The 23,517-nt window shown below is 58.6% G+C and carries 15 protein-coding genes and 4 pseudogenes; 10 read left to right on the top strand and 9 right to left on the bottom strand.

What is annotated here, in order from left to right; all coding sequences use genetic code 11:
• Window positions 1-115 precede the first annotated feature (115 nt).
• From B4968_RS08280 to B4968_RS08265, 4 genes and pseudogenes are all read right to left on the bottom strand, one after another.
• Window positions 116-658 (bottom strand): bactofilin family protein, encoded by a 543-nt coding sequence (locus tag B4968_RS08280; protein ID WP_083098160.1) that lies wholly within the window; start codon window positions 656-658, stop codon window positions 116-118.
• A pseudogene (locus tag B4968_RS08275) lies at window positions 648-1,978 on the bottom strand (DUF5930 domain-containing protein). The gene B4968_RS08280 and the pseudogene B4968_RS08275 overlap by 11 nt, the downstream one beginning before the upstream one ends.
• 274 nt (window positions 1,979-2,252) lie before the next feature.
• Window positions 2,253-3,065 carry a ferritin-like domain-containing protein gene (locus B4968_RS08270; RefSeq protein WP_173907538.1) on the bottom strand — a complete coding sequence of 271 codons (813 nt, stop codon included), beginning with the start codon at window positions 3,063-3,065 and terminating at the stop codon, window positions 2,253-2,255.
• 359 nt (window positions 3,066-3,424) lie between these two features.
• Window positions 3,425-3,886: a peroxiredoxin gene (locus tag B4968_RS08265; RefSeq protein WP_083098167.1), complete on the bottom strand. Its 462-nt coding sequence runs from the start codon at window positions 3,884-3,886 to the stop codon at window positions 3,425-3,427.
• Between the two features lie 150 nt (window positions 3,887-4,036).
• Here B4968_RS08265 and B4968_RS24250 point away from each other — a divergent pair, with 150 nt between their 5' ends.
• The 5 genes from B4968_RS24250 to B4968_RS08245 all read left to right on the top strand — a co-directional run bounded on the left by B4968_RS24250 (window position 4,037) and on the right by B4968_RS08245 (window position 10,723).
• Window positions 4,037-5,434: an AsmA family protein gene (locus B4968_RS24250; protein ID WP_241525637.1), complete on the top strand. Its 1,398-nt coding sequence runs from the start codon at window positions 4,037-4,039 to the stop codon at window positions 5,432-5,434.
• Window positions 5,400-7,364, top strand: a complete 1,965-nt coding sequence (locus tag B4968_RS24245) for a DUF3971 domain-containing protein (RefSeq protein ID WP_241525636.1) — start codon at window positions 5,400-5,402, stop codon at window positions 7,362-7,364. The genes B4968_RS24250 and B4968_RS24245 overlap by 35 nt, the downstream gene beginning before the upstream one ends.
• A 105-nt stretch (window positions 7,365-7,469) precedes the next feature.
• Window positions 7,470-8,540 carry a tRNA preQ1(34) S-adenosylmethionine ribosyltransferase-isomerase QueA gene (gene queA / locus B4968_RS08255; RefSeq protein ID WP_083098158.1) on the top strand — a complete coding sequence of 357 codons (1,071 nt, stop codon included), beginning with the start codon at window positions 7,470-7,472 and terminating at the stop codon, window positions 8,538-8,540.
• Window positions 8,541-8,730: 190 nt separating this feature from the next.
• A complete protein-coding gene (locus B4968_RS08250; RefSeq protein ID WP_083098165.1) occupies window positions 8,731-10,005 on the top strand; it encodes an MFS transporter in 1,275 nt (424 codons plus the stop codon).
• Between the two features lie 139 nt (window positions 10,006-10,144).
• Entirely contained in the window at window positions 10,145-10,723 is a 579-nt protein-coding gene (locus tag B4968_RS08245; RefSeq protein ID WP_083098156.1) for a DUF924 family protein, read from the top strand.
• Between the two features lie 93 nt (window positions 10,724-10,816).
• On the opposite strand, the gene B4968_RS08240 is transcribed toward B4968_RS08245, so the two are convergent.
• The gene (locus tag B4968_RS08240; RefSeq protein ID WP_083098154.1) at window positions 10,817-11,257 is read right to left on the bottom strand and encodes a hypothetical protein; all 441 of its coding nucleotides are present in this window, start codon (window positions 11,255-11,257) and stop codon (window positions 10,817-10,819) included.
• A 232-nt stretch (window positions 11,258-11,489) separates the two neighbouring features.
• On the opposite strand from B4968_RS08240, the gene lpdA reads away from it, so the two are divergent.
• The 3 genes and pseudogenes from lpdA (at window position 11,490) to uvrA (ending at window position 17,598) form a co-directional block, all read left to right on the top strand.
• The gene (lpdA, locus tag B4968_RS08235) at window positions 11,490-12,884 is read left to right on the top strand and encodes a dihydrolipoyl dehydrogenase (RefSeq protein WP_083098152.1); all 1,395 of its coding nucleotides are present in this window, start codon (window positions 11,490-11,492) and stop codon (window positions 12,882-12,884) included.
• Between the two features lie 486 nt (window positions 12,885-13,370).
• Window positions 13,371-14,672 carry an MFS transporter gene (locus tag B4968_RS08230; protein ID WP_338153229.1) on the top strand — a complete coding sequence of 434 codons (1,302 nt, stop codon included), beginning with the start codon at window positions 13,371-13,373 and terminating at the stop codon, window positions 14,670-14,672.
• Window positions 14,673-14,742: 70 nt separating this feature from the next.
• Window positions 14,743-17,598 (top strand): annotated as a pseudogene (gene uvrA, locus B4968_RS08225) (excinuclease ABC subunit UvrA).
• Between the two features lie 387 nt (window positions 17,599-17,985).
• On the opposite strand, the pseudogene mmsB reads toward uvrA, so the two are convergent.
• From mmsB to B4968_RS08210, 3 genes and pseudogenes are all read right to left on the bottom strand, one after another.
• Window positions 17,986-18,857: pseudogene (gene mmsB / locus B4968_RS08220) on the bottom strand (3-hydroxyisobutyrate dehydrogenase).
• A 3-nt stretch (window positions 18,858-18,860) separates the two neighbouring features.
• A complete protein-coding gene (locus B4968_RS08215; RefSeq protein WP_083098163.1) occupies window positions 18,861-19,901 on the bottom strand; it encodes an enoyl-CoA hydratase/isomerase family protein in 1,041 nt (346 codons plus the stop codon).
• 43 nt (window positions 19,902-19,944) lie between these two features.
• A complete protein-coding gene (locus B4968_RS08210) occupies window positions 19,945-21,090 on the bottom strand; it encodes an acyl-CoA dehydrogenase family protein (protein ID WP_083098150.1) in 1,146 nt (381 codons plus the stop codon).
• Window positions 21,091-21,461: 371 nt separating this feature from the next.
• Between B4968_RS08210 and B4968_RS08205 the strand changes: the two genes are divergently transcribed.
• Window positions 21,462-22,235 (top strand): LysR substrate-binding domain-containing protein, encoded by a 774-nt coding sequence (locus B4968_RS08205; protein WP_338153228.1) that lies wholly within the window; start codon window positions 21,462-21,464, stop codon window positions 22,233-22,235.
• 120 nt (window positions 22,236-22,355) lie between these two features.
• Window positions 22,356-22,472, top strand: a pseudogene (locus B4968_RS24240) (IS5/IS1182 family transposase); the annotation flags it as partial.
• An 86-nt stretch (window positions 22,473-22,558) separates the two neighbouring features.
• Here the strand turns inward: B4968_RS24240 and B4968_RS08200 are convergent.
• A complete protein-coding gene (locus B4968_RS08200; protein WP_083098162.1) occupies window positions 22,559-23,488 on the bottom strand; it encodes a LysR family transcriptional regulator in 930 nt (309 codons plus the stop codon).
• Between the last annotated feature and the right edge of the window lie 29 nt (window positions 23,489-23,517).

Below are 23,517 nucleotides of genomic sequence, written 5' to 3'. Positions count from 1 at the left end.
TAAATTTGCACAGGTCAAAACAAACGCCGCAACAAAAAAACGCCGCAACAGAGTGCGGCGTTTACGTCGGTGTCAAAATAGAGCCGACCTTAGGGACAAGAAGGCGGCTTTTCAGTCAGCCTTCAGTCTTTACAGCTGCGGTTGCAGCTTTCACGGCCGCAGAGGGGGCAGATGCCGCTGAGGAGGATGGCATTGCCTTTTTGCCACCAGGCGTGAGGGGGTCATCCTGACGCTGAACCGAGCCCTCAAAGTGGGCGCCGCTTTCAATGGCAATGGTCTTGTGGATGATGTCGCCTTCGACACGCGCCGTCGCGGTGAGGCGGACCTTCAGGCCACGAACACGGCCAACAACGCGGCCATTGACCACAACGTCATCCGCAATGACTTCACCCTTGATGGTTGCCGTCTCGCCCACGGTCAAAAGATGCGCGCGGATATCGCCTTCCACAGTGCCTTCAACCTGAATATCGCCAGAGGTCTTGAGGTTTCCGGTGATGTGCAGATCCGAACTCAGCAGCGAGGCTGGCGGTTTTGCCTTTGGGGCAGAGGGCTTGTAGTCGCTTTGAGGCGCCATAGGGGCGGCCGCCGTGGGCGCAGCTGTTGGAGTAGCTTCGGCCTGCTTGGGTCCGGGCTCGTTGATTTTGCTCTTAGAAAACATTTCTTGCAGCCTTGATATAGATCATCGGGTTTACGGGTTTGCCATTGACCCTAACCTCATAGTGGAGGTGGGTCCCGGTGGACCGTCCGGTGGTACCCATATCAGCAATATGATCGCCGCGCGAGACCCTTTGGCCAACCTTAACGCGGAGATTTGAATTATGAGCGTATTTCGTCTCAATACCAAAGGCATGCTGAATGGAAACGAGCTTACCGTAGCCGGATTGCCAGCCCGCATGGGTAACAACGCCATCTGCGGTGGCAAAGATATCTGTGCCGGTTTTTCCAGCAAAATCAGAGCCTTTGTGCAGACGACGTCCGCCTGTTTTGGGGTCGCGGCGATAGCCGTACCCTGACGACTGACGGACCTGACCTAGATTTACCGGGGTGGCAAAGGGCGCCTGCTGGGCGGCCATACGGTAAAGGTTCAACTGGTCCAACTGATTAAGGATCTGGTTGGCACGCAGCTCATCCGCGGAGGGTTCTTCCCCGCGGGTCGATAGGGCTAAAGGGGTGAGCGGACCGCCCTGACCGCTATAGCCGCGCCCACCTGCTCCAGAATGCGATCTGGAGGCATGCCGGCATTTCTGAACATTTTGTCGAGGGGGGTAACCGAGACGGCAACCGCCTCTTCTAACTGGCGAAAGATCTGGTCGTTGCGCTCATTGAGCAATTCCAGCTCCAGCTCCATTTCGGCGCGTTGCTCCAGCGCTTCTTTGGCATCGGCCTGGATCTGGTCGCGCTCTTGTGCGGTATCGGACAAGACATTGGAGAGGCAATCCATCTGCCGAGGTGCTGCGGCAACGGCCATCTGTGCGGCCCCCTCCGCCTCGGTATCCGCGCGCAGGTTTTCCAGATCAGCACGCGTGCTGTCGCGTTGCGTCATGGTGTGTCGCAGGGTGGTCTGGATGACTTCGATGCCGGTTTCCAGCTCCTGACGGCGGGTCTCTGAGGTGAGCAGTTCGGACTGCATCAGCCAGATCTGCGCCAGCGCCGCATTAAAGCGTTCCTGCGCCGCAAGGGCTTCTTCGGCACGTGTATCACGCTCGGATGAGATGTCATTGAGCCGCGCGCGGTAGGTCACCTGTTCGCGTTTGGCCTGCTCGCGAAAATTGCCTGCGCCGATACTGTCCATCAAGACAATGGCGGTGGCGACGATGGACCAGGCCACCAAAAGCGTCATGCCCAGAATTGCGACCAGTTGGGTCTCGGGTCTGAGCCGCACAAAGCGGGTATCAGAATCTGATTTCAAAAAGACCCGGCGTTCTGGAAAGCTGTTTTCCAGAAATGAGTGTATTTTTATTGCCAGACGTGTCCGCACGCTCTGATCCTTGTTCCATCCCAATTGCTTAGAGTTACAGCCATCCCCTGCCATTTCTCTGAACAAAATCTTTAGACATCAGAAAGCCATTGGGCAAGTGTGGTGGGGCTTTTTCAAAGCCTTTCCATCTGTTTGGCACAGGGAGGCCTCGGTTTGGGCGGATTGTCGCCATTGCCGCTGGGCCATTGCCAGAGTCCCAGAGACCGGCCCAATCGATGCATATGCGCAGGTTTGCCGAAGGGTCGCCTGTGCGTCGCGGGGTCACGGGCTGTGTTCAGATGCCGGCCATTGGTTTGACCGTGTCGGCCAGGGGCCAGTAGAAATCCGGCGGAATACCGGCATCTGCACGCTTTTCTTCGTTGAAAGGCGGCTTGAGCGAGCTGTGGAAATATTTCTTCACCAGCTGATGGAACACGCCCTTTGGGTCCAGATTATCGCGCCCACACATGAAATAGAACCACTTGGAGCCATAGGCCACATGGCTGACCTCCTCGGAATAGATCACTTCCAGCGCCTCGACCGCCTGGGTCAGTTTCGCCTGACGGAAGATCTTGATCATGCCGGGGGTCACATCCAGGCCGCGCGCCTCCAGGACCATCGGCACAACAGCCAGTCGTCCCATCAGGTCATCGGCGGTGTCTTCTGCCGCGCGCCACCTCCCACTATGGGCCGGCAGGGCGCCGTAGTGGCTGCCAAGGCTGGCGAGGCAATCACACATCAATCCAAAGTGTTTTGATTCTTCGTCGGCAGCCTTGACCCAGTCATCAAAAAAACCAATCGGCAAAGGCACATGAGAGAAGCGGGCAATAATGTCCCAGTGCAGATCAACCGCATTCAGCTCGATATGCGCCACCGCATGCAACAGCGCAATGCGCCCGGCTTCTGTTCCGGGCTTGCGCTTGGGGACATCGCGTGGGTTCAGCAGTTCGGGCTGCGCCGGGCGGGCAGGGTGCAAGGGGGGCTGCGCTGTGCCAATCTTGATCGAGCAGGGAGTCTCGCTACGGGCTTTGAACCATGCGGCGGCATGACGGCGCGACAGTGCCGCCTTGGCCGTGCCATCTGCGGTGGTCAAAACCTCGGTGGCCATCTCGGCCAATGTCAGAGTGCTGTTGCTCACAGGGGGGGCTCCCGTTTTACCGTTCTCATTTGTGGCCTTTGCTTCGGTGGTTTTGGCAAAAATGTCCAGAGAGCATACTGGCCAATGAGCGGTCACTGGACTGTATTTCTGATTGCAAAGCCCTGCATGGCGCGCGCGGTTTGCAATGACGCGGGCGCGCGCCGCGCTCTTGGCGCGGCGCTTGGCCCAACGCTCTGAATGCATCCAGATTCTGGATGGCATGTCAGAGGGGCGGGAGCAATTTGGGCGCGTCGCTCGTGACAGGTAATGGCCAGGATTGGTGGCTAGTTGGAATGGCCAGGTGGAATGGCAAGGTGCCTCAGCGTCGCCTAGAGCGCCTGAGCCGCCGCAAGCACCTCTTCAACGTGACCCTCGACCTTTACCTTGCGCCAGATCCGGGCAACCTTGCCGGTGGCATCAATCAGGAAAGTAGAGCGCTCAATCCCCCAGTGTTTCTTGCCATACATGTTCTTCTCCTTCCACACGCCATAGTCCTCGCAGGTGGAGCCGTCAGCATCAGACAACAGCGGCGTGGTCAGGCTATGTTTGGCGATAAACTTCTCGTGCTTGGCAACGGGATCCTTCGAGATGCCAAAGACCTCGGCCTCGGCATCGGCAAAGGCTTGCAGATGGGCGGAAAACCCGATGGATTCTTTGGTGCAGCCCGGAGTATCATCGCGGGGATAGAAAAACAGCACAACGGCTTTGCCTTTCAACTCCGCAAGAGAGATCTCTGTGTCGCCATCGCGCGGCAGAGTGAAAAGAGGGGCTTGGTCGCTGGTATCGAGCATTTTATGGGTCTCCAAAACGGTTTGGCAAGGGCTGCCTGCCATAGATAGGCCATCACGGGCAAAGGATAAATACTGATCGAACCGGATGGGGATACTGCTGATCACGGCAAACCTTTCGACCAAAAGGTCGCAGAGGGTCTGAGCGACGGTGTGCAGCAACGCCGGGCGCGGCCTTGGCGTGTCCTGCGGGGATCGATCTGGCTTTTGCTGAGCCTGAGTTTTCTGGCTACAGGTGCGATCTATTTTGGGATTGGCACCCGAATGGAGGCGCCCCCTTGGCTGCGCCAACGGCTCGAGGCCCGGATCGAGCAGGATCTGAATGGGCTGCAGCTGGAGTTCGGTGACCTGCATTTTGTGGTCAATCGCGGCTGGCGGCCGCGGATCGGCATGCGGGATGTCACGCTGCGGCAGGCCGACGGCATCGCAATCGTTCAGCTGGCAGATGCCGAAGTGTCGATGGCGATGCGGCCTCTTTTGCGGGGGAAGATCCAGCCTAAAAGTATTTATCTCAGTGGGCTCTATGCCAATATGCGCCGTGAAAGCGGTGGTATCGCCCTCAGTTTTTCTGAAGGCGGATCGCCGTTGCGCCAGGCCGCAAACTTACCGCAACTGATCGAACAATGGGACAGCCAGCTAGAGCTGCCGGTGCTCTCGGCTCTGACAGAGGTGTCGACCGATGGGGTGACCCTGCGCTACGAGGATGCGCGGCTTGGGCGGGTCTGGATCATGGATGGGGGGCATGTGAAATTTGCCCGACAGGGGCAGGCTCTGACCATTGCGGCAGGGTTCTCGGTCTTGAGCGGCCGCCAGGATGTCGGCTCTGTTGAGGCAAACTACAAATCCGACATTGGCGATGCCGCCGCGGAATTTGGCATTCTTGTCAGCGATATCGCCAGCGAGGACATTTCGCTGCAGGCCCCGGCTCTGGGCTGGCTGCAGGTGCTGCGGGCCTCGATTTCGGGCTCAATGCGCGGGGCCATTGCCAGTGATGGCAGCCTGTTGCCGCTCTCGGCCAGCCTGCAAATCGGTGAGGGCGTGATCCAGCCCTCTGACGAGGCGCTGCCGATCCCCATCCACAGCGCCCATAGTTATTTCACCTATTATCCCCTTGGACAGCGGCTGCGGTTTGACGAGCTGAAGATCAACAGCGGCTGGGGGTCGGGCACCATTGAAGGGCAGGCAGAGCTTGCCGGAATTACCGATGGCCGCCTGACCGACCTGGTGGGGCAGCTTCGGTTCACCGATCTCACGCTCAACCCGCGTGACCTGTATGAGGCGCCGCAGGTGTTTAGCGGCATCACCACTGACTTCCGATTGCAGCCGCAGCCGTTCCGCTTTCAGCTTGGCGAGATGCTGGTTGAACATGAGGGGCGCCAGATCCATCTGGATGGCCAGATTGAGGCAGGCACGCAGGGCTGGGAATATGCCCTGAATGCGCAGTCGGACCGATTGGATCTGGATCAGGTGAAAATCGCTGTGGCCTGCGGGCGCTGCGGAAAAGCCGCGCCGCTGGGTGCGCGACAATGTTCTGCAGGCCGAGGCCTATGAGGTCAATTTCGCGCTGCGCGGCAAGGGACGTGGTCGGCCTTTCATTGCGCTGGACGCAAATTTTTCCGGCGCCGAGGTCAAATTCCAAAAACACCTGCCCCCGGTGCGCGATGGGGCGGGTCACTTCAGCCTCTACAACACCCGCATGGTGATTGTGGCCACGGATGGCAGTGTCACGGCTGATCAGGGGGGCTCTGTCTCGGTGGCTGGAACCTCCTTTATTATTCCCGACACCTCTGTGCGCGATGGCACGCCCGGGATCGCCCGGGTGGTGGCACAGGGACCTGTTACCGCTGGATTGTCGCTTCTGAACCGCCCGCCGCTTGCGATCATGGACAAGGCGCATTTACCTGTGGATCTGGCCTCGGGGCAGGTCAGAGTGGTTGGCACGCTGGCCCTGCCGCTGAAAGAGAAAGTGACACCTGACGAAATCTTGTATCACTATCAGGGCGTTGTAAGGGATGTGCGCAGCACGGTTCTGGTGCCGGACCAGGATGTCGCAGCGCAGTCGCTGGCCCTGCGTGGTGACCAGGGGAGGGTAGAGCTGTCTGGCGCAGGAACCCTGTCCGGCATCCCTGTAACAGCCACCTGGCGTCAGGCGGTTGGCGCCACTGCCAGTCAGGCAAGCCAGGTGACCGGCGAGGTCGAGATCAGCCCTATGGCGCTGGATACGCTAAATATCGGCCTGCCAGAGGGCACTGTCGCGGGGCTGGGGCGGGGGAGCTATGTCCTTGATCTTGTGCCTGATACCGCGCCCGTTTTGCAGCTGAGTTCAGATTTGGCCGGGCTTGAGTTGCGCATTGCGCCAATCAGTTGGCGCAAACCGCCAGACACCACCGGCCGGCTGGATATGGCAGCTACCCTGTCCACGCCCCTTACGGTGGACAGCCTTGCGCTGAGCGCGCCGGGGCTGGACGCGCAGGGATCGGTGACGCTCAAGGACGACGGCGGCCTGAAACAGGCCAGTTTTACCTCGGTCACTGTTGGCGGCTGGATGCGGGGTGCGGTCAATTTTGCCGGCCTCAACAGTGGGCTGGCAGAAGTGCAGGTGACTAGCGGCACGATTGATTTGCAAAAGGCTCCGTTTTCCAGTGAGAGCGGTGGTGCCTCAGGAGGCAGCGAGGACACAGGCCCGATCACCATGCGGCTGGACCGCTTGCGGGTGACAGAAAGTATTGCTCTGACCGGATTTCAGGGAAAGTTCTCCACCCGGGGCGGCCTCAACGGTCAGTTTTCAGGCGCTCTCAACGGGGCGACGGCTGTCACTGGAGTCGTGGTGCCACAAGAGGGAGGTATTGCGACACGGATCCGGTCAGAGGACGCAGGCGGGGTCTTTAGGGCTGCTGGCATTTTGCGCCACGGGCGCGGCGGCAGCTTTGAGATGACACTGGTGCCTGCGGATGTGGCCGGAGAGTACGATGGCAAGATTGATATCAAGAACACCCGGATCAAGAATGCCCCCTCGATGGCAGCGCTTCTGAATGCGATCAGCGTGATTGGTCTGCTGGACGAACTCTCCGGCGGCGGCATTCTCTTTACGGGCGTCGAGGCCAAGTTTCGTCTCGGCTCCACCCATCTGGTGGTGCATGAAAGCAGCGCAGTTGGTCCCTCGATGGGGATATCGATGGACGGGGTTTATGATCTGGGCTCGGGGGTGCTGGATATGCGCGGCGTCATCTCGCCAATCTATCTGATCAATGCGATTGGGCGGGTTGTTGCGCGCAAGGGCGAGGGGCTGTTTGGCTTTGCGTTCCGGCTGCGCGGCACCGCTGATGACCCACAGGTGAGTGTAAATCCGCTGTCAGCCCTGGCTCCGGGGATGTTCCGCGAGATCTTTCGTGGCAAGGCACCAACGGTTCCCGGCGCCCCGGAGGAGGAGAAAATCCCCAACCCAGCCCACCGGCCGCGCAATGATGGCGGCGATCGCTGAGGCTGGGGCAGAGGCTGGGACTGAGGTTGGGACTGAGGTGATTTTGTCCCTGTTGCAGCGCAGTCTGGCATGGCCATTGCCAGCTAAAACCCGTAAGGGGGCGGCATGAAACTAAGTGATTTTGACTTTGATCTGCCTGAAGATCTGATTGCCACCCGTCCGGCCAGCCCCCGCAGTGCGGCGCGCCTGCTGGTGGCCACCCCAGAGCTGTTGAGCGATGGCAAGGTCACAGACCTTGTGGACTGGCTGCAGCCGGGCGACCGGTTGGTGCTGAATGATACCAAAGTCATCCCCGCCCGCCTGTCTGGTCTGCGCCATCGTGACACGGCGCAGGGCAAGATGGCTGCCAAGATCGAAGTCACCCTGTTGGATCCAAAGGCCGATGGCTGCTGGTCCGCACTGCTCAAGCCGCTGAAAAAGGTCAAGACAGGCGAGACCGTTGTGTTCTCTGATGCGCTGTCTGCTGAACTGGAAGCGGTCGAGGACGGCCAGGGCCTGTTGCGGTTCAACCTGAAAGGCGACGATTTTGACAAGGCTCTGAATGCCGCGGGTGCCATGCCGCTGCCGCCCTATATTGCAGCCAAACGCGCGGCTGACGCGCATGGCATGGAAGACTACCAGACCGTCTGGGCGCGCCATTCCGGCGCGGTGGCGGCCCCCACGGCCTCGTTGCATTTTGACCAGGCACTGCTGGCGGCGCTGGCAGATAAGGGCGTGCAGTTCACCCATGTGACCCTGCATGTGGGCGCGGGCACCTTTTTGCCAGTCAAGGTCGAAGATGTCACCAGCCACAAGATGCACGCAGAGTGGGGCCGTGCCAGCCCTGAGGCTGCCGTCGAGATCGCCGCCACCAAGGCCGCAGGCGGGCGGGTGATGCCTGTTGGCACCACGGCGCTGCGCCTGATCGAGAGTGCGGCGCGCAAGGGGCAGATTGAGCCCTGGGAAGGCGAGACGGATATCTTTATTTATCCGGGATTTACCTTTCATGCGGCGGATGCGCTGATGACCAATTTTCACCTGCCCAAATCAACTCTGTTGATGCTGATTTCGGCGCTGATGGGACAGGACCGGGTGCGCGCGATCTATGATCATGCCATAGAGCACCGCTATCGCTTCTTTTCTTATGGCGATGCGTCGCTTTTGTTGCCACAAGGGGCGAATACGCCGCAGAAGTGACGCGCATAAGCGGGATAAAGCACGCAGGTTCCGCTCTGATCAGAGTCGGAGCACGTCACTAAACCTTTATCTTAAACACCGATACCCGCCCTGGACCACCGGGGAGGCCCCGGTCTGAAAAACACGTGGGCATGCGCTGCTTGGGGGTCTCTCCTTGTGGTCTGTGCCTGCCGGCAAAGGAGCCACCACGATGCTGCAGGTCTTGTCGAGCGCTTGGGCGCTGCTTTTGGGCATGGGACTATTGATGATCGGCAACGGCATGCAGGGCACCATTCTGGGTGTGCGCGGTGCTATGGAGGGGTTTTCCACCCTGCAGATGTCCTTTGTGATGTCGGCCTATTTTGTTGGCTTTCTTGGCGGCTCACGCCTCGCTCCCGAGATGATCCGCCGGGTTGGCCATGTGCGGGTCTTTGCTGCACTCGCCTCGCTGATCTCGGCTGTCATGATCCTTTATCCTGCGCTGGCCAATCCCGTTGCCTGGATGCTGGGGCGGGTGGTGATCGGGTTTTGCTTTTCGGGCGTGTATGTGACAGCCGAAAGCTGGCTCAACAATGCTGCCGATAATGCCAACCGGGGCAAGGCGCTGTCGCTGTATATGATCGTGCAGACGGTTGGCATTGTGACGGCCCAGGCGCTGATGCTGGTGGGAGACCCGGCAGGCTATGAGACCTTTGTAATCGCCTCTATCGTGATTTCGGTGTCCTTTGCGCCGATTTTGCTGTCGATCTCGCCCACACCGGCCTTTGACACCACAAAACCAATGTCCCTGCGGCAACTGATGGATGTGTCGCCCCTGGGCTGCATTGGCATGTTCTTGCTGGGCGGCGTGTTTTCGGCACAGTTTGGCATGAGCGCGGTCTACGCAGCCGAGGCGGGGCTGACGCTGTCGCAGATCTCGATCTTCATCGCCACCTTCTATATCGGTGCCATCATCCTGCAATTTCCGCTGGGCTGGATGTCTGACTGGATGGACCGCAGGATCCTCGTGCTGGCGGCGTCCGCACTGGGCGGGGCAGCGGCTGTCATGGGAATGATCATGGGGGGCGACTATACCTTCCTGCTGGTGGCGGCCTTTCTGATCGGCGGTATGTCAAACCCACTGTATTCCTTGCTGATCGCCCATACCAATGACTATCTTGAGCACGACGATATGGCTGCGGCCTCGGGCGGGCTGGTGTTTATCAACGGGCTGGGCGCGATTGCCGGACCGCTGATCACCGGTTGGCTGATGAGTGATGCCGTCTTTGGCCCGGCTGGCTACTTCCTGTTCATGGCGGTTTTGCTCATTGCTTTGGCGTTCTATGCGCTTTACCGCACGACCCAGCGGGCCGCGATTCCGGCCGATGAGACCGGTATCATGTCACCCATGGGCCTGACGGGCTCGCCGGTTCTGGTCGAGTTTGCCCAGGAGTTTGCCATTGAGACAGAGATTGAAGAGCAAGAAGCCGCCCATGACGCGGAGTGATTGCGCTAACCGTCTGAACTTGTGATGAGTATTTCAGCAAATTGCCGGGGTTGTTGCAAAAAGTGACCCCAGCTCACTTGTAAAAGTCACGAAAAATGGACTGAACTGGGACTCAGTATTAATACGTGGAGAAGGCACAATGCAGGGCCCCGAAGAGATTCTGAAATTCTGGCTGGATGAGGTTGGCGAAAAAGGCTGGTATCTGGCGGATGACACTCTGGATGAGACCATCAGAGACCGTTTTCTGGAGACCTGGGAGGCGGCCTGCGAGGGCAAGTTTTCTCTGTGGCTGACCTACCCGTCGGGCACGCTGGCCTATATCATTTTGATGGATCAATTGCCGCGCAATATGTTTCGCGGCAAAGGCGACGCCTTCCGCTCGGATCGTATGGCGCTGAGTGCGGCAAAGAATGCGATCAACCGAAAATGGGACATGAAGATCGACGAGCCTGCGCGTCAGTTCTTCTATCTACCTTTGATGCATTCTGAGAACCTGTGTGATCAGGAACGCTGTGTGCGGCTGATGCTGGAGCGGATGCCCAAGTATGGCGCCTCCAATATGTTGCATGCGCGGGCGCACCGTGAGGTGATTCGCCTGTTTGGCCGCTTTCCCTATCGCAACGAGGCACTGCTGCGCCAAAGCACGACGCCAGAACGGGAGTATGTCATGGCGGGCGGTTACGGAGAAACGGTGCGCAGCCTGCAGGCTGCGGGCTGAGCCCCAGTTGGTGCTTTCGCTCTGCTTGGCCAAGGAGCCTGAGGCAGACAGGCATGCTCGCAGCAAGGGCATGCCAGCTGTTAGGTGGCGTATCTAGTCCCGGAGCGCCGCCTCACCTTGCCAGCGGCCTCTCTCACAGCTACCCAGACGCGGTGCCCAGAGCGCAAACCCGTCGGTCAGTTTTGTCGCGGCGGCCTCGGCGGCCGTCGTCATGATCTGAGCCGGCAGCTGTTTCAGCGCCAGGGTCTCTTGCCGTAGATCACCAACCTGCTGTTCCAGTCTTGCCAGTCGAAACCTGAGCTCTGTGCTGTCGGGGCTCTTGTGACCTTCCAGAGCTTTCGTCAGGGCTGTGAGCTCCTGTGTCACGGCTTGGATTTCAACGTGGACTGGCGTGAAGTTATCGCTGACCTCGCCTAGCTGCGCGGAGACTGTGCTGGCGGCTGAGACCATCTTCCAACCCAAAAAGAGACAGAGCGCCAACAGCAACAGGCTGGCATTGAGAAAGGCTTTGAGGAGATCAAACAGAAGGGGCATGGCAGCAGGTCACTTTGCAAATCTAAGTGTTTTCTGGGGTGGCATGGCAGAGCACTGCATCCTATGCTTTCAGAAAAGCGCTATAAATGCCAGTCGCACGGAGGCTTCCCCAGGATAGCTGACGGGGCAATTTGGCATCACCTGGCGCTGGCATATCTGGATGATTGCAGTGACTGATAAAGTGGTTTAATGCTGAACTACTTTCAATGGATCCTTTTGACGAGGCAAGATCATGGCCACACAGACCTTTGATGTGATCGTAATTGGCGCAGGCCCCGGTGGCTATGTGGCTGCCATTCGGGCGGCACAACTGGGCCTTAAGGTTGCGATTGTTGAGCGCGAAAACCTTGGCGGCATCTGTCTCAACTGGGGCTGTATTCCCACCAAGGCATTGCTGCGCTCTTCCGAGGTGTTTCACCTGATGGAGCGGGCGGCTGAATTTGGTCTGAGCGCCGACAAGATCGGCTACGATCTGGATGCGGTGGTGAAACGGTCGCGCGGCGTGGCCAAGCAGCTGTCCTCGGGCATCGGCCACCTGATGAAAAAGAACAAGATCACTGTGGTGATGGGGGCAGCAACTCTCCCCGCCAAGGGCAAGGTCAGCGTGAAAACCGACAAGGGCGTTGAGGAGCTGGTGGCCAAAAATATCGTTTTGGCAACGGGCGCTCGGGCGCGTGAGCTGCCAGGGCTTGAGGGCGATGGCGATCTGGTCTGGACCTACCGCGACGCACTGGTGCCACCGCGGATGCCGAAAAAGCTCCTGGTGATTGGCTCGGGTGCGATTGGCATTGAATTTGCCAGCTTTTACAACACGCTTGGCGCCGATACCACCGTGGTTGAGGTGATGGACCGGGTGCTGCCTGTTGAGGATGCCGAGATCAGTGCCTTCGCCAAGAAGAGCTTTACCAAGCAGGGCATGAAGATCATGGAGAAATCCATGGTCAAGCAGCTGGATCGCGGCAAAGGGGTTGTAACTGCCCATATCGAGAGCGGCGGCAAGGTTCAGAAGATGGAGTTTGACACTGTCATCTCGGCTGTCGGCATTGTCGGCAACGTCGAGGGGCTCGGGCTTGAGGCGCTTGGCGTCAAGATCGACCGAACCCATGTGGTGACAGATGCCTATTGCCGCACCGGGGTTGAGGGGCTCTATGCCATTGGCGATATCGCAGGTGCCCCCTGGCTGGCCCACAAGGCGAGCCATGAAGGTGTTATGGTGGCCGACCTTATCGCAGGTAAACACGCGCATCCGGTCAAACCCGAAAGCATTGCCGGCTGCACCTATTGTCAGCCGCAGGTGGCCAGCGTGGGCTACACCGAGGCCAAGGCAAAAGAGCTGGGCTATGACATCAAGGTTGGCCGCTTCCCCTTCATCGGCAATGGTAAGGCCATCGCTCTGGGCGAGGCAGAGGGCATGATCAAAACCGTGTTTGGCGCCAAAACCGGTGAGCTGTTGGGGGCGCATATGATTGGTGCCGAGGTGACAGAGCTTATCCAGGGCTATGTGGTTGGGCGTCAGCTGGAGACCACCGAAGAAGACCTGATGAACACGGTTTTCCCGCATCCCGCCTTGAGCGAAATGATGCACGAAAGTGTGCTCGACGCCTTTGACCGGGTTATCCATATGTAATGCGGATCTCTGCCAGACCTTGGCAGGGTATCAGGCAGACACGAGGCGCGCGTTCCAGTGGAGCGCGCGTTTTTTGTGCCCAAATGCCGACGCAGGCGCAAAACCCCAGCGAGGGATCCTTCAATTCTGTCTCAAATCTGAAGGGGATCGCCGTGATTTAGGGCCAGGCTGCCTTATTCTGCCCATTTTGATAGGCGAGAAACCACCAATCCGCCGGTCTGTTGCAGAACGCCAGAGGCAGCGGCAGTTTACCTTATAACAATGGAGCACCTGTCGTTTGCGCGGTGGGTTGGTGTGTCAAATGAGCTTGAAAACACTTTTTAACTGGACCTCTCGCGACCTCTTTGCCTTTGGTAGCCTGCTGAAACGACCGACCAATGACAAAATGGAACTGGTACGCAACTGGCACTCAGAGGTCGCCCGCGCTAGAACAAGCTGGTAGCACCGGGGAACGCGCTCCCCCTGCCAGCGCTTTAGGGGGACACCATGGCTGACCGGATGATCACGCGCTGGCCGCTGGTGTTTGCAATTTGGGCCGCAGGCCTTGGGGTGGCTGCACAATACGGCAAAATCAGTATCATCTTTGACCGCATGGCAGAGCTCTATCCCACAGCGGGAGGCGCGCTCAGCTTTAGCGTATCACTGGTGGGCATTGTCGGCATCATTTTTGGTCTGGTAGCAGGGCTGTTTGTCAGCTCGATCGGCTTTCGGCGCACGATGGTCTGGTGCCTTTGGATTGGCGCGTTGATGTCTGCGTTGCAGGCACTGCATCTGCCATTTGGTCTCTTTCTGCTCACGCGCCTGATTGAAGGTCTCTCCCATCTTGGGGTTGTCGTTGCCGGCCCTACGTTGATTGCGGCGCTCAGCTCCAATCGCGACCGTGGGTTGGCCATGACCCTGTGGAGCACATTCTTTGGCGTCGCCTTTACGCTGCTGGCCTGGATTGGCTTGCCGCTGGTTAACAGTCTGGGATTGTTGTCACTTTTTGCAGTGCATGCCCTGATCATGGCGGGCTTGGCCCTGTGGCTTGCGCAGGCGCTGCGCGATGTTCCGGTGCCTGCGCGTGCGCCGTTTCCTGCGCTGGCGCAGCTGCCTGCCTTGCATATGCCCATTTACCGCTCGCCCTGGAAGGTTGCTCCGGCCGCGGGGTGGCTGTTTTATACCTGCTGTTTTGTCTCTATTCTCACGGTTATCCCGCCCTACATAGCCGCGGATCTGCGGGCGCTTGTTCTGGGCGCCATGCCGCTGGCAAGTATCGCAAGCTCCATGACGCTTGGCGTGTTTTTGATGCGCCACATCACGGCCGTGACGGTTGTGCAACTGGGGTTTTTGCTCTGTGCCTGTGGCGTGATCTGGCTCTGGCTGATGCCGGGAGATCCTCTGGCCTGCATCGCGCCGGCCGGGGCCATGGGGCTGGTGCAGGGGGCCTCCTTTGCCGCAGCGCCGCAGCTGAACGAGGATGACAGCGCGCGGGCGCAGGGCCGGCGGCGTCGTGGCCCAGGCTGGAAACCTTGGCAATACCATTGGCACGCCGCTGATGGTGCTGGCTCTGGGGCTGGGCAGCTTTTCCGGATTTATGGCGGTTCTGCTGGTTCTGTTTCTCGGCGGATTTTTGGTGCATCTTCTGTTGGCACGGCTGCGCCGGACCATGCGAGCCCAGGCAGACTGTGTCCCTGGCAAATAGGGCCAGCCACAAGATTTGGCGCATCTTCGCTGATTAGTTATCAAATGTTCCCCCAACGTTCTCATTTTTGTGTTGGAGACTCGCGCGGCATTGCCTATCTGTAGGCCAAGACTGGCCCCGGACGACCCCGGACAGGCCGAGGTTTTGGGCAATTTGTTTCGGCACGAGGGCATTATGGCTGAGTTGAAGTTCATCGAGGTACGCGGCGCGCGCGAGCACAATCTCAAAAACATCGATGTGGATATTCCACGCGATGAACTGGTGGTGATCACCGGGCTTTCGGGATCGGGAAAATCCTCGCTGGCCTTTGATACCATCTATGCCGAAGGTCAGCGCCGCTACGTTGAATCCCTCAGCGCCTATGCCCGGCAATTCCTCGATATGATGGAGAAACCGGATGTGGATCACATCTCTGGCCTGAGCCCGGCTATCTCTATCGAACAAAAAACCACCTCTAAAAACCCGCGTTCAACCGTGGGCACGGTCACCGAGATTTATGACTACCTGCGCCTGCTGTTTGCCCGCGCAGGCACGCCCTATTCGCCCGCAACCGGCCTGCCGATTGAAGCCCAGCAGGTGCAGGATATGGTTGACCGGGTCATGGCGCTGGAGGAGGGCACCCGTGGCTTTTTGCTGGCGCCCATCGTGCGCGACCGCAAAGGCGAGTACAAAAAGGAGTTCCTTGAGCTGCGCAAGCAGGGCTTTCAGCGGGTCAAGGTCGACGGCGCATTTTATGAGCTGGATGAGCCGCCGGTGCTGGATAAGAAATTCCGCCATGACATCGACGTTGTGGTGGACCGGCTTGTGGTGCGTGAAGGTCTGGAAACCCGGCTGGCCGACAGCCTGCGCACAGCCCTTGATCTGGCCGATGGCATTGCCATTCTTGAGACCGCCCCGCGTGAGGGAGAGCCTGAGCGGCTGACCTTTAGCGAGAATTTTGCCTGTCCTGTCAGTGGCTTCACCATCCCCGAGATCGAGCCCCGGCTGTTTTCCTTTAACGCGCCCTTTGGCGCCTGTACCGTCTGTGACGGGCTGGGCATGGAACTGTTTTTTGACGAACGTCTGGTGGTTCCGGACCAGAGCCTCAAAATCTATGACGGGGCCCTGGCGCCCTGGCGCAAAGGCAAATCGCCCTATTTTCTGCAAACTATCGAGGCCATCGCCAAGCATTACGAGTTTGACCGCAACACCCAGTGGAAGGATCTCTCCCCCAAGGTGCAGCAGGTCTTTCTGCGCGGCTCCGGCGAGGAAGAAATCTCGTTTCGCTACGATGAGGGCGGTCGCGTCTATGAGGTGACCCGCGTCTTTGAAGGCGTTATTCCCAATATGGAACGGCGCTACCGCGAGACCGACAGCAACTGGATTCGCGAAGAGTTTGAGCGCTATCAGAACAACCGCTCCTGCGGCGCCTGTCATGGCTTTCGTCTGCGGGAAGAGGCGCTGGCGGTTAAGATTGCCGGCGTGCATGTGGGGCAGGTGGTGCAGAAATCGATCCGCGAGGCTCTGGCCTGGATTGAGGATGTGCCCAACCACCTCAGCAAGCAAAAACAAGAGATCGCCCGCGCCATTGTCAAAGAGATCCGGGAACGCCTTGGGTTCTTGATAACGTGGGGCTAGAGTACCTTACCCTGTCACGCGCAAGCGGCACCCTGTCTGGCGGCGAGAGCCAGCGGATCCGTCTCGCCAGCCAGATCGGCTCGGGCCTCACCGGCGTGCTTTATGTATTGGATGAGCCCTCTATCGGGTTGCACCAGCGGGACAATGATCGCCTGATCACCACGCTCACGAACCTGCGCGATCAGGGCAACACGGGGATTGTGGTGGAACATGACGAGGACATGATCCGTCAGGCCGACTATGTCTTTGATATAGGACCCGGGGCAGGGTTGCGTGGGGGCCAGGTCGTGAGCCACGGCACCGCCGCTGAAGTCACGGCAGATGCGGGCTCTATCACCGGGCAGTATCTGTCCGGGGTGCGTGAAATTCCGGTTCCGGCCAAACGTCGCAAGGGCAACAAGAAAAAGCTGAAGGTGGTCTTGACCACCGGCAACAACCTAAAAAACGTCACGGCTGAATTTCCGCTGGGTAAATTCCTCTGTGTCACCGGGGTGTCTGGCGGCGGCAAATCCACGCTGACAATTGAGACCCTGTGAAGACCGCCTCGATGCGGCTGAATGGGGCGCGCCAGACACCGGCCCCCTGTGAGAGCATCAAAGGGCTGGAGCATCTGGATAAGGTGATCGACATTGATCAGCGCGCAATTGGCCGCACGCCACGGTCCAACCCCGCGACCTATACCGGTGCCTTCACGCCGATCCGCGACTGGTTTGCAAGCCTCCCCGAGGCCCTGCCACGCGGCTACAAACCGGGGCGCTTTAGCTTTAACGTCAAGGGCGGGCGCTGTGAGGCCTGTCAGGGCGACGGCGTCACAAGATCGAGATGCATTTCCTCCCGGACGTCTATGTTGAGTGCGAAACCTGCAAGGGCGCGCGTTACAACCGCGAAACGCTTGAGGTACGCTTTAAAGGCAAGAGCATCGCGGATGTGCTTGATATGACAGTCGAAGAAGCACAGAGCTTTTTCCAGGCGGTGCCGAGCATTCGCGACAAGATGGATGCCCTGATGCGCGTAGGCCTGGGCTATATCAAGGTGGGCCAGCAAGCGACAACCCTGTCGGGCGGCGAGGCGCAACGGGTGAAATTGTCGAAAGAGCTGTCGAAACGCTCAACCGGGCGCACGCTGTATATTCTGGATGAGCCCACAACCGGTCTGCATTTTGAGGATGTGAAAAAGCTGCTGGAAGTGCTGCACGAGCTGGTGGATCAGGGCAATTCCGTGGTGGTGATCGAGCACAATCTCGATGTGATTAAGACCGCCGACTGGATCATTGATATCGGTCCCGAAGGCGGCGATGGCGGTGGTGAGATCGTGGCGGTGGGCACGCCTGAAACGGTTGCCAAGGAGCCACGCAGCCATACAGGCCACTACCTCAAGAACATGCTCGCCGACAACAAAGTCGCCGCAGAATAGGGCTGAGATCGGGGCTGGCTTTGCGCCAGCCCTTATAGCGTCTGTGCCGAAAACCTCTATCTGGGAGGCACAGTTTGAAGGCCAGCCTTAGTTTGAATAGTGGTTCAGAAACTGCGCCTCGTACCGCCGCCGCGAAGGTCAGGGTACGGTGAACCCGTCCATCTCTGTGTTGTACTGGTCGGCTGACCTGTCCGGTCGACAGGATGAGACCTCTGTCGGTTGGGGCGGCGCCGCGCGCCTCTCAGCATAGCAAAAAGCCCGGCCAGACCTGTCCCTTGCACGCAAGCAAATTGCAAGCAAAGGACAGATCCAGTCGGGCTGGTTCAGGCGGGCAGGCTCAGCCGGGCTGGTTCAGGCGGGCTGTTGTGTTCCGCCTGCTGTGCAACGCTATCCGCGTGAGCGTTTCTCAAAACGGGGCAGCATGGCGGAGAAATCCATGCCCAGACCATCTTCTGCCTCGACAAACTGGCTGTAGAGCGCCTGCGCCAGCTCCCCCATCGGGGTGTCTGCATCGGCGCTGATGGCGGCCTGTTGGCTGAGGCGCAGGTCTTTCAGCATGAGTTCAGCAGCGAAACCGGGCTTGTAGTCATTGTCAGAGGGCGACTGCGGCCCAACACCGGGCGCGGGGCAATAGGCGTTCATGCTCCAGGAATAGCCAGACGAGGTGGAGACCACATCAAACATCTTTTGGCGGTCCAGTCCCAGCTTATCGGCCAGCGCAAAGGCTTCGCAGGTGGCAATCATGGTGACGCCGAGGATCATGTTGTTGCAGATCTTGGCAGCCTGTCCGGCACCGGCGTCGCCACAATGGACGGCCTTTTGCCCCATGATGGTAAACAGGGGATCGCCTTGGCAAAGGCATCGGCGGTGCCCCCAGCCATAAAGGTCAGCGCGCCGCCAGCAGCGCCTCCAACCCCGCCTGAAACGGGCGCGTCAACAAACAGCAGGCCAGCCGCAGCAGCCTGTTCAGCCACCGCACGGGCCGAGTCCACATCGACGGTTGAGCAATCCACCAGGGTGGCGCCGGCTGTCATCGCGGGCAACACGTCATTCGCAACGGCGCGCAGGATCTGGCCGTTGGGCAGCATGGTGATCACCACATCAGCCCCCGTGGCGGCCGCCGCGCCAGAGCTGGCCATCGTGACGCCCTCGATAGCAACATCTGCCATGTCAAAGCCTGTGACCTCATGGCCTGCCTTGGCGAGATTGGCGGCCATTGGGCCTCCCATATTGCCGAGGCCTATAAATCCGATCTTCATGGGTTACTCCTCCTCAAAAGTCAGCGCATCCGCCGCCAGCGGCATCAGCATCTGGCTGACGGCAGTGGCGGGTACGTTCTGGTCTGCATATTGCCATTTGGGCTGGCGGTCTTTGTCAATGATCTGGGCGCGGATCCCTTCCAGGAAATCGCCCTTTTCCATGGCGCGAAAGGTATAACGATACTCGTGCTCCAGCGCCTTGCGAATACCGATGTTGTTGCCGCGCAGCCGGTGCAACAGTTCAATCGTGCAGGCCATGGCCAGCGGAGCGTTGCGCCCCAGCGTCTTTAGCGTCTTTTCCCCAAAGGCACCGGTCTCCCCTTTCAGGACTGTCAGAATGTCGCTCAGGGTCTCGCCGGCAAAGCAGCGGTCGATATCCGCTTGCAGCGCTTCCAGAGTGCCCTCTGGGGCAGGGCGGGAGGCGATTTCCAGAATGGCGGGGTCGCCATCCCGTTGCAGCCCGGCGATCAGCACCGGCCAAAAGCTCTCAGGGGTGTAGAAATCGGCAAATCCGGCATAGATGGCGTCTGCCGCCTGCATGCGCCCTGCCGTGGTGCCGAGATACTCTCCCAGCCGCCCCGGTGCCAGCGCCAGCATCAGGGTGCCGCCCACATCCGGGATGAGGCCAATGCCAACCTCGGGCATGGCAATCTGAGAGCTGTCGCCGACCACCCGGTGGGTGCCGTGGCAGCCAATGCCAACGCCGCCGCCCATGGTGAACCCCTGCAGGAAGCTGACAACCGGCTTGGGGTATTCAAAAATATAGGCGTTCAGGCGGTATTCATCACGCCAGAACCGCTGCCCATAGGTATAGTCGCCCCGGGTGCCGGTATCATACAGCTCAGCTATGTCGCCGCCTGCACAAAAGGCCTTTTCGCCCTCGGCGTCGATCACGACCAGTTTCACCGCATCATCCGTGGCCCAGTCCCGCAGAGCCGTTTCAATCGCCAAACACATGTCATAGCTCAGCGCATTCAGGGCTTTGCCGCGGGTGAGGGTGATGCGACCGGCTTTCCCAGTCACACGGATATTGATATCGCTCATGTCTTCCTCGCAATTGGCCACATTAGGCAGCGGTTGGGCGCGCTCAGGCGTTTTCGGCCAGCAGGTGGCGGGCGACAATCACCCGCATGATCTCATTGGTGCCTTCAAGGATCTGATGCACCCGCAGATCACGGACCAGCTTTTCGATGCCATAATCGGCCAGATAGCCATAGCCGCCGTGCAGTTGCAAACACTGGTCGACCACTTTTGAGCCCGCCTCGGTGACAAACTTTTTGGCCATGGCGCAATGCTTGCTGGCGTCGGGCGCGCCCTGATCCAGCTTCCAGGCGGCCTGACGCAAAAAGACACGCGCTGCCTGCAGTTCGATCTCCATATCCGCAAGGCGGAACTGCAGCCCCTGGAACTGGTCGATGGATTTGCCAAAGGCCTTGCGCTCGGACATGTATTTTAGCGTCAGGTTCAGGGCCGTCTGCGCAGCCCCCAGTGAGCAGGAAGAGATATTGAGGCGGCCACCGTCGAGCCCCATCATGGCATATTTAAAGCCCTTGCCTTCTTCGCCAACCAGATTGTTGGCCGCGATTTTGCAGTCGTCAAACTGCACCTGCGCCGTAGGCTGGCTCTTCCAGCCCATCTTGTCTTCCAGTCCGCCAAAGGACAGACCTGGTGTGCCGTCTTCGACATAGACGGTGGAAATCCCCTTGGGGCCATCTTCGCCGGTGCGCACCATACAGACATAGGCGTCCGAATAGCCACCGCCCGAGATAAAGGCCTTGTTGCCGTTCAGAGTGTAGCCCTCATTGGTTTTCTCGGCGCGGGTTTTCAGTGCGGCGGCATCAGATCCTGACCCGGGTTCGGTCAGGGCGTAGCTCAACACGGTATTGAGCGACAAAACATCCGGCATGATGCGCGCCTTCATCTCGTCGCTGGCAAAACTGTCCAGCATCTTGGCGCACATGTTATGGATCGACAAAAAGGCCGCAACAGAGGGGCAGGCCATCGACAGGGCTTCAAACACCAATGTGGCATCCAGACGCGTCAGGGCAGAGCCGCCGGTTTCTTCACTGACATAAAGCCCGCCAAAACCGAGCTCTCCAACACGGGGCCACAGGTCTTTTGGAATAGAGCCTTCAGCTTCCCACTGGCGTGCAAAGGGCGCGATGTTTTCCTGGCCAAAATCATGAGCCATATCAAAAATCGCGGTTTGTTCTTCAGACAAAGCAAAATCCACGTGGTGTCCTCCCTGGCGCGGTGTGAATTGAACGGTCGTTTATTTAATACGCAAAGAGCTCAGCAAGAGCAAGCTGCTCGGTTGCTGTGCAATTGTATGTAGCGGTTGTTGTGTAGCGGGACACTTCCGTTTGCAGTACGGGACACTTCCCATTGCAGCAACTTTTTTGAGCGAGTTTCCAGCGTTCTATGCGGAACCAGACCCGTTGCTACTCGCCTGTGGTGCCAATTTCGGGGTGATTTTGGGACACTTCGCATTGCAGTACGGGACACTTCCCTTTTCAAACCCGTTCAGATGGCTGCCCAAACCGTTTAAAATATGCCGTCGAGGAGGTCTTTAAAGGCCGTTTAAAGGCGTTTTGAAGAGGATCGGTGCCCTCTCTTTGGGCGTATCCCTCAAGGCCTCCCAGCACTCAGCTCCAATTTGAGCTAGCGCCCGCTTCCACCCGGCTGGGCCAGGCAGAGGCCACAGTGTTGTCGCTGCCGTCGTCGCTTGCCATGAAGTGGTTGGTGCCTGCCATGGCGCGGGCGCAAGAACGCGGGCTGGCTATTACGCTTGATATTGATGATCGATTGGCGGCACTGGGTCAAACCGGTATGCCGCACGCGGCGATCCGGTTTGGGACGGGTCCCTATCCGGGGTTGCACACGGCCCTGTTGTCAAAGTGTCATGTCATGCCTGTGACGCACGCAAGATTGGCATCGTCTTTGAGGCCGAAAGCCGGTAAAAAGACCGTTCTTCTGCGCGACATCACAGCCGAGCAAGATGGGACGTCGGTCACATGGTTGGACTATCTGGGCGATGATTTTGACGCGACCCGGTTCGACATGAGCATGACCTTTGGTCGATCAGATCTTGTGTTGCAGGCCGCTATTGCGGGTGTTGGGCATGCTTTGGGGCGCACGTTGCTGGTGGAAAACGATCTGGATGCGGGCCTTGTATCGCTTTCCGCGCCGATGGTTGCCATCAGGTCTCGATATTGGCTCGTCACCACTGCGGACTTCGCAGCGACCAAAGCCTATGCAGGGCTGGCGAGATGGCTGCATACAGAAGTGCGGCGCAGCAAGGCCACGCTAGATGCGCAAAGGGCTGCGTTTAGCACCCTCTACATGAGTGGTCCGGTTTGGAAGTTAGTGAATGATTGATCTTTGGTCCATCGGGCGATGGCTTCTGGGGGCGTTTGGGCTTTATTGCATAAATCGTCGGATAGGATTCACTGTTTGAATCTAGCGTGGTAACTGGAAGGCATGAGCACTTGAGCCTCTACCAAGTATAAGACCTCGAAATGGTCATCCTACAATGACAGCTTAAAGCAACGCGGAACGTTGTCGATCTGGTTGGATCCTGGGATGGTTTGGACGCCTCCACCGAGCTGCAGGCGCCGATGGCAGCTATGCGCAGATTGCGACCTTGTCAAAGCCAGTTCGGCCGGGTGTAGTGGTGATCGCGATTGGCCAAAACCTGCCGTTTATCCGTTCTTCAAATTACTGCGGTGCGGCCGATCAAAGCGGACTTTCGTCATGGCCGGCGAACCTAAATGATCAATAACAGCGCGAACGCGGGCAGTCAGATGGCGGTTCGGGAGGTAGACCGCATACAGGCCGATCACCTTCGCTTCTTCTCTTTCAAAGATCAACTGGAGCCGCCCAGAGTCGAGAAAGGGCTGCGCAGTATAAAGAGGTACGCGTCCAATGCCGAGGCTATCGGCAGCCATATTGGCGACAGCAAGCGGTGAATTTGCGCGAAAATTCCCAGATACAGGTACTCTATATGTTGCGTCAGGTCCTTTAAATTCCCATTGATCAGTATGAGATGTCGTTGTCTGCAAGAGGCAGTTATGTGTCGTTAACGCAGTGGGTTCTTTGGGGTGGCCAAATTTTTCAAGATAGTAGGGCGAGGCACAGCATACGATCCGCATGTCCATCAGCTTGCGTGCGACAAGGCTGGAATCCTTCAGCGCGCCGAAACGGACGGCAAGGTCATGTCCTTCTTCGATAAGTGAAACATGGCTGTCCGACAAATGAAGCTCGATCGATACCTTTGGGTTTGCGGTTTGGAATGGCTGCAACAAATGCACTAGCTGCGACGACCCATACCCCGTTGGCGCAGTAATACGGATACGGCCAGCAAGCTCTGTTTGGCGTTGCTGTACAAGCTCTTCTAACTCGTCGAATTGCTCAATCAACGGCAAGCATTGGTCAAAGTAAGACCGTCCTGTGTCTGTGAGTGAAACGCTTCTTGTGGTGCGGTTGAATAGCTGGGCATTCAGGCGTTCTTCCAACTGGCCAACATACTTGCTGGCCAATTTGGTGCTGATGCCAACTAGCCGCGCACCTTCTGTGAAGGATTCATGGGCGGCAACGGCTGCAAAGGTCTTCATCCCAACGATGGTATCCACTATCCACATCCCGATCATAAATAATCCAC

This window comes from Pseudophaeobacter leonis (assembly GCF_002087335.1).
Classification (GTDB): domain Bacteria; phylum Pseudomonadota; class Alphaproteobacteria; order Rhodobacterales; family Rhodobacteraceae; genus Pseudophaeobacter; species Pseudophaeobacter leonis.
Note: the sequence above shows the minus strand (reverse complement) of the source record. Positions and strands in the feature narration are given on the sequence as shown.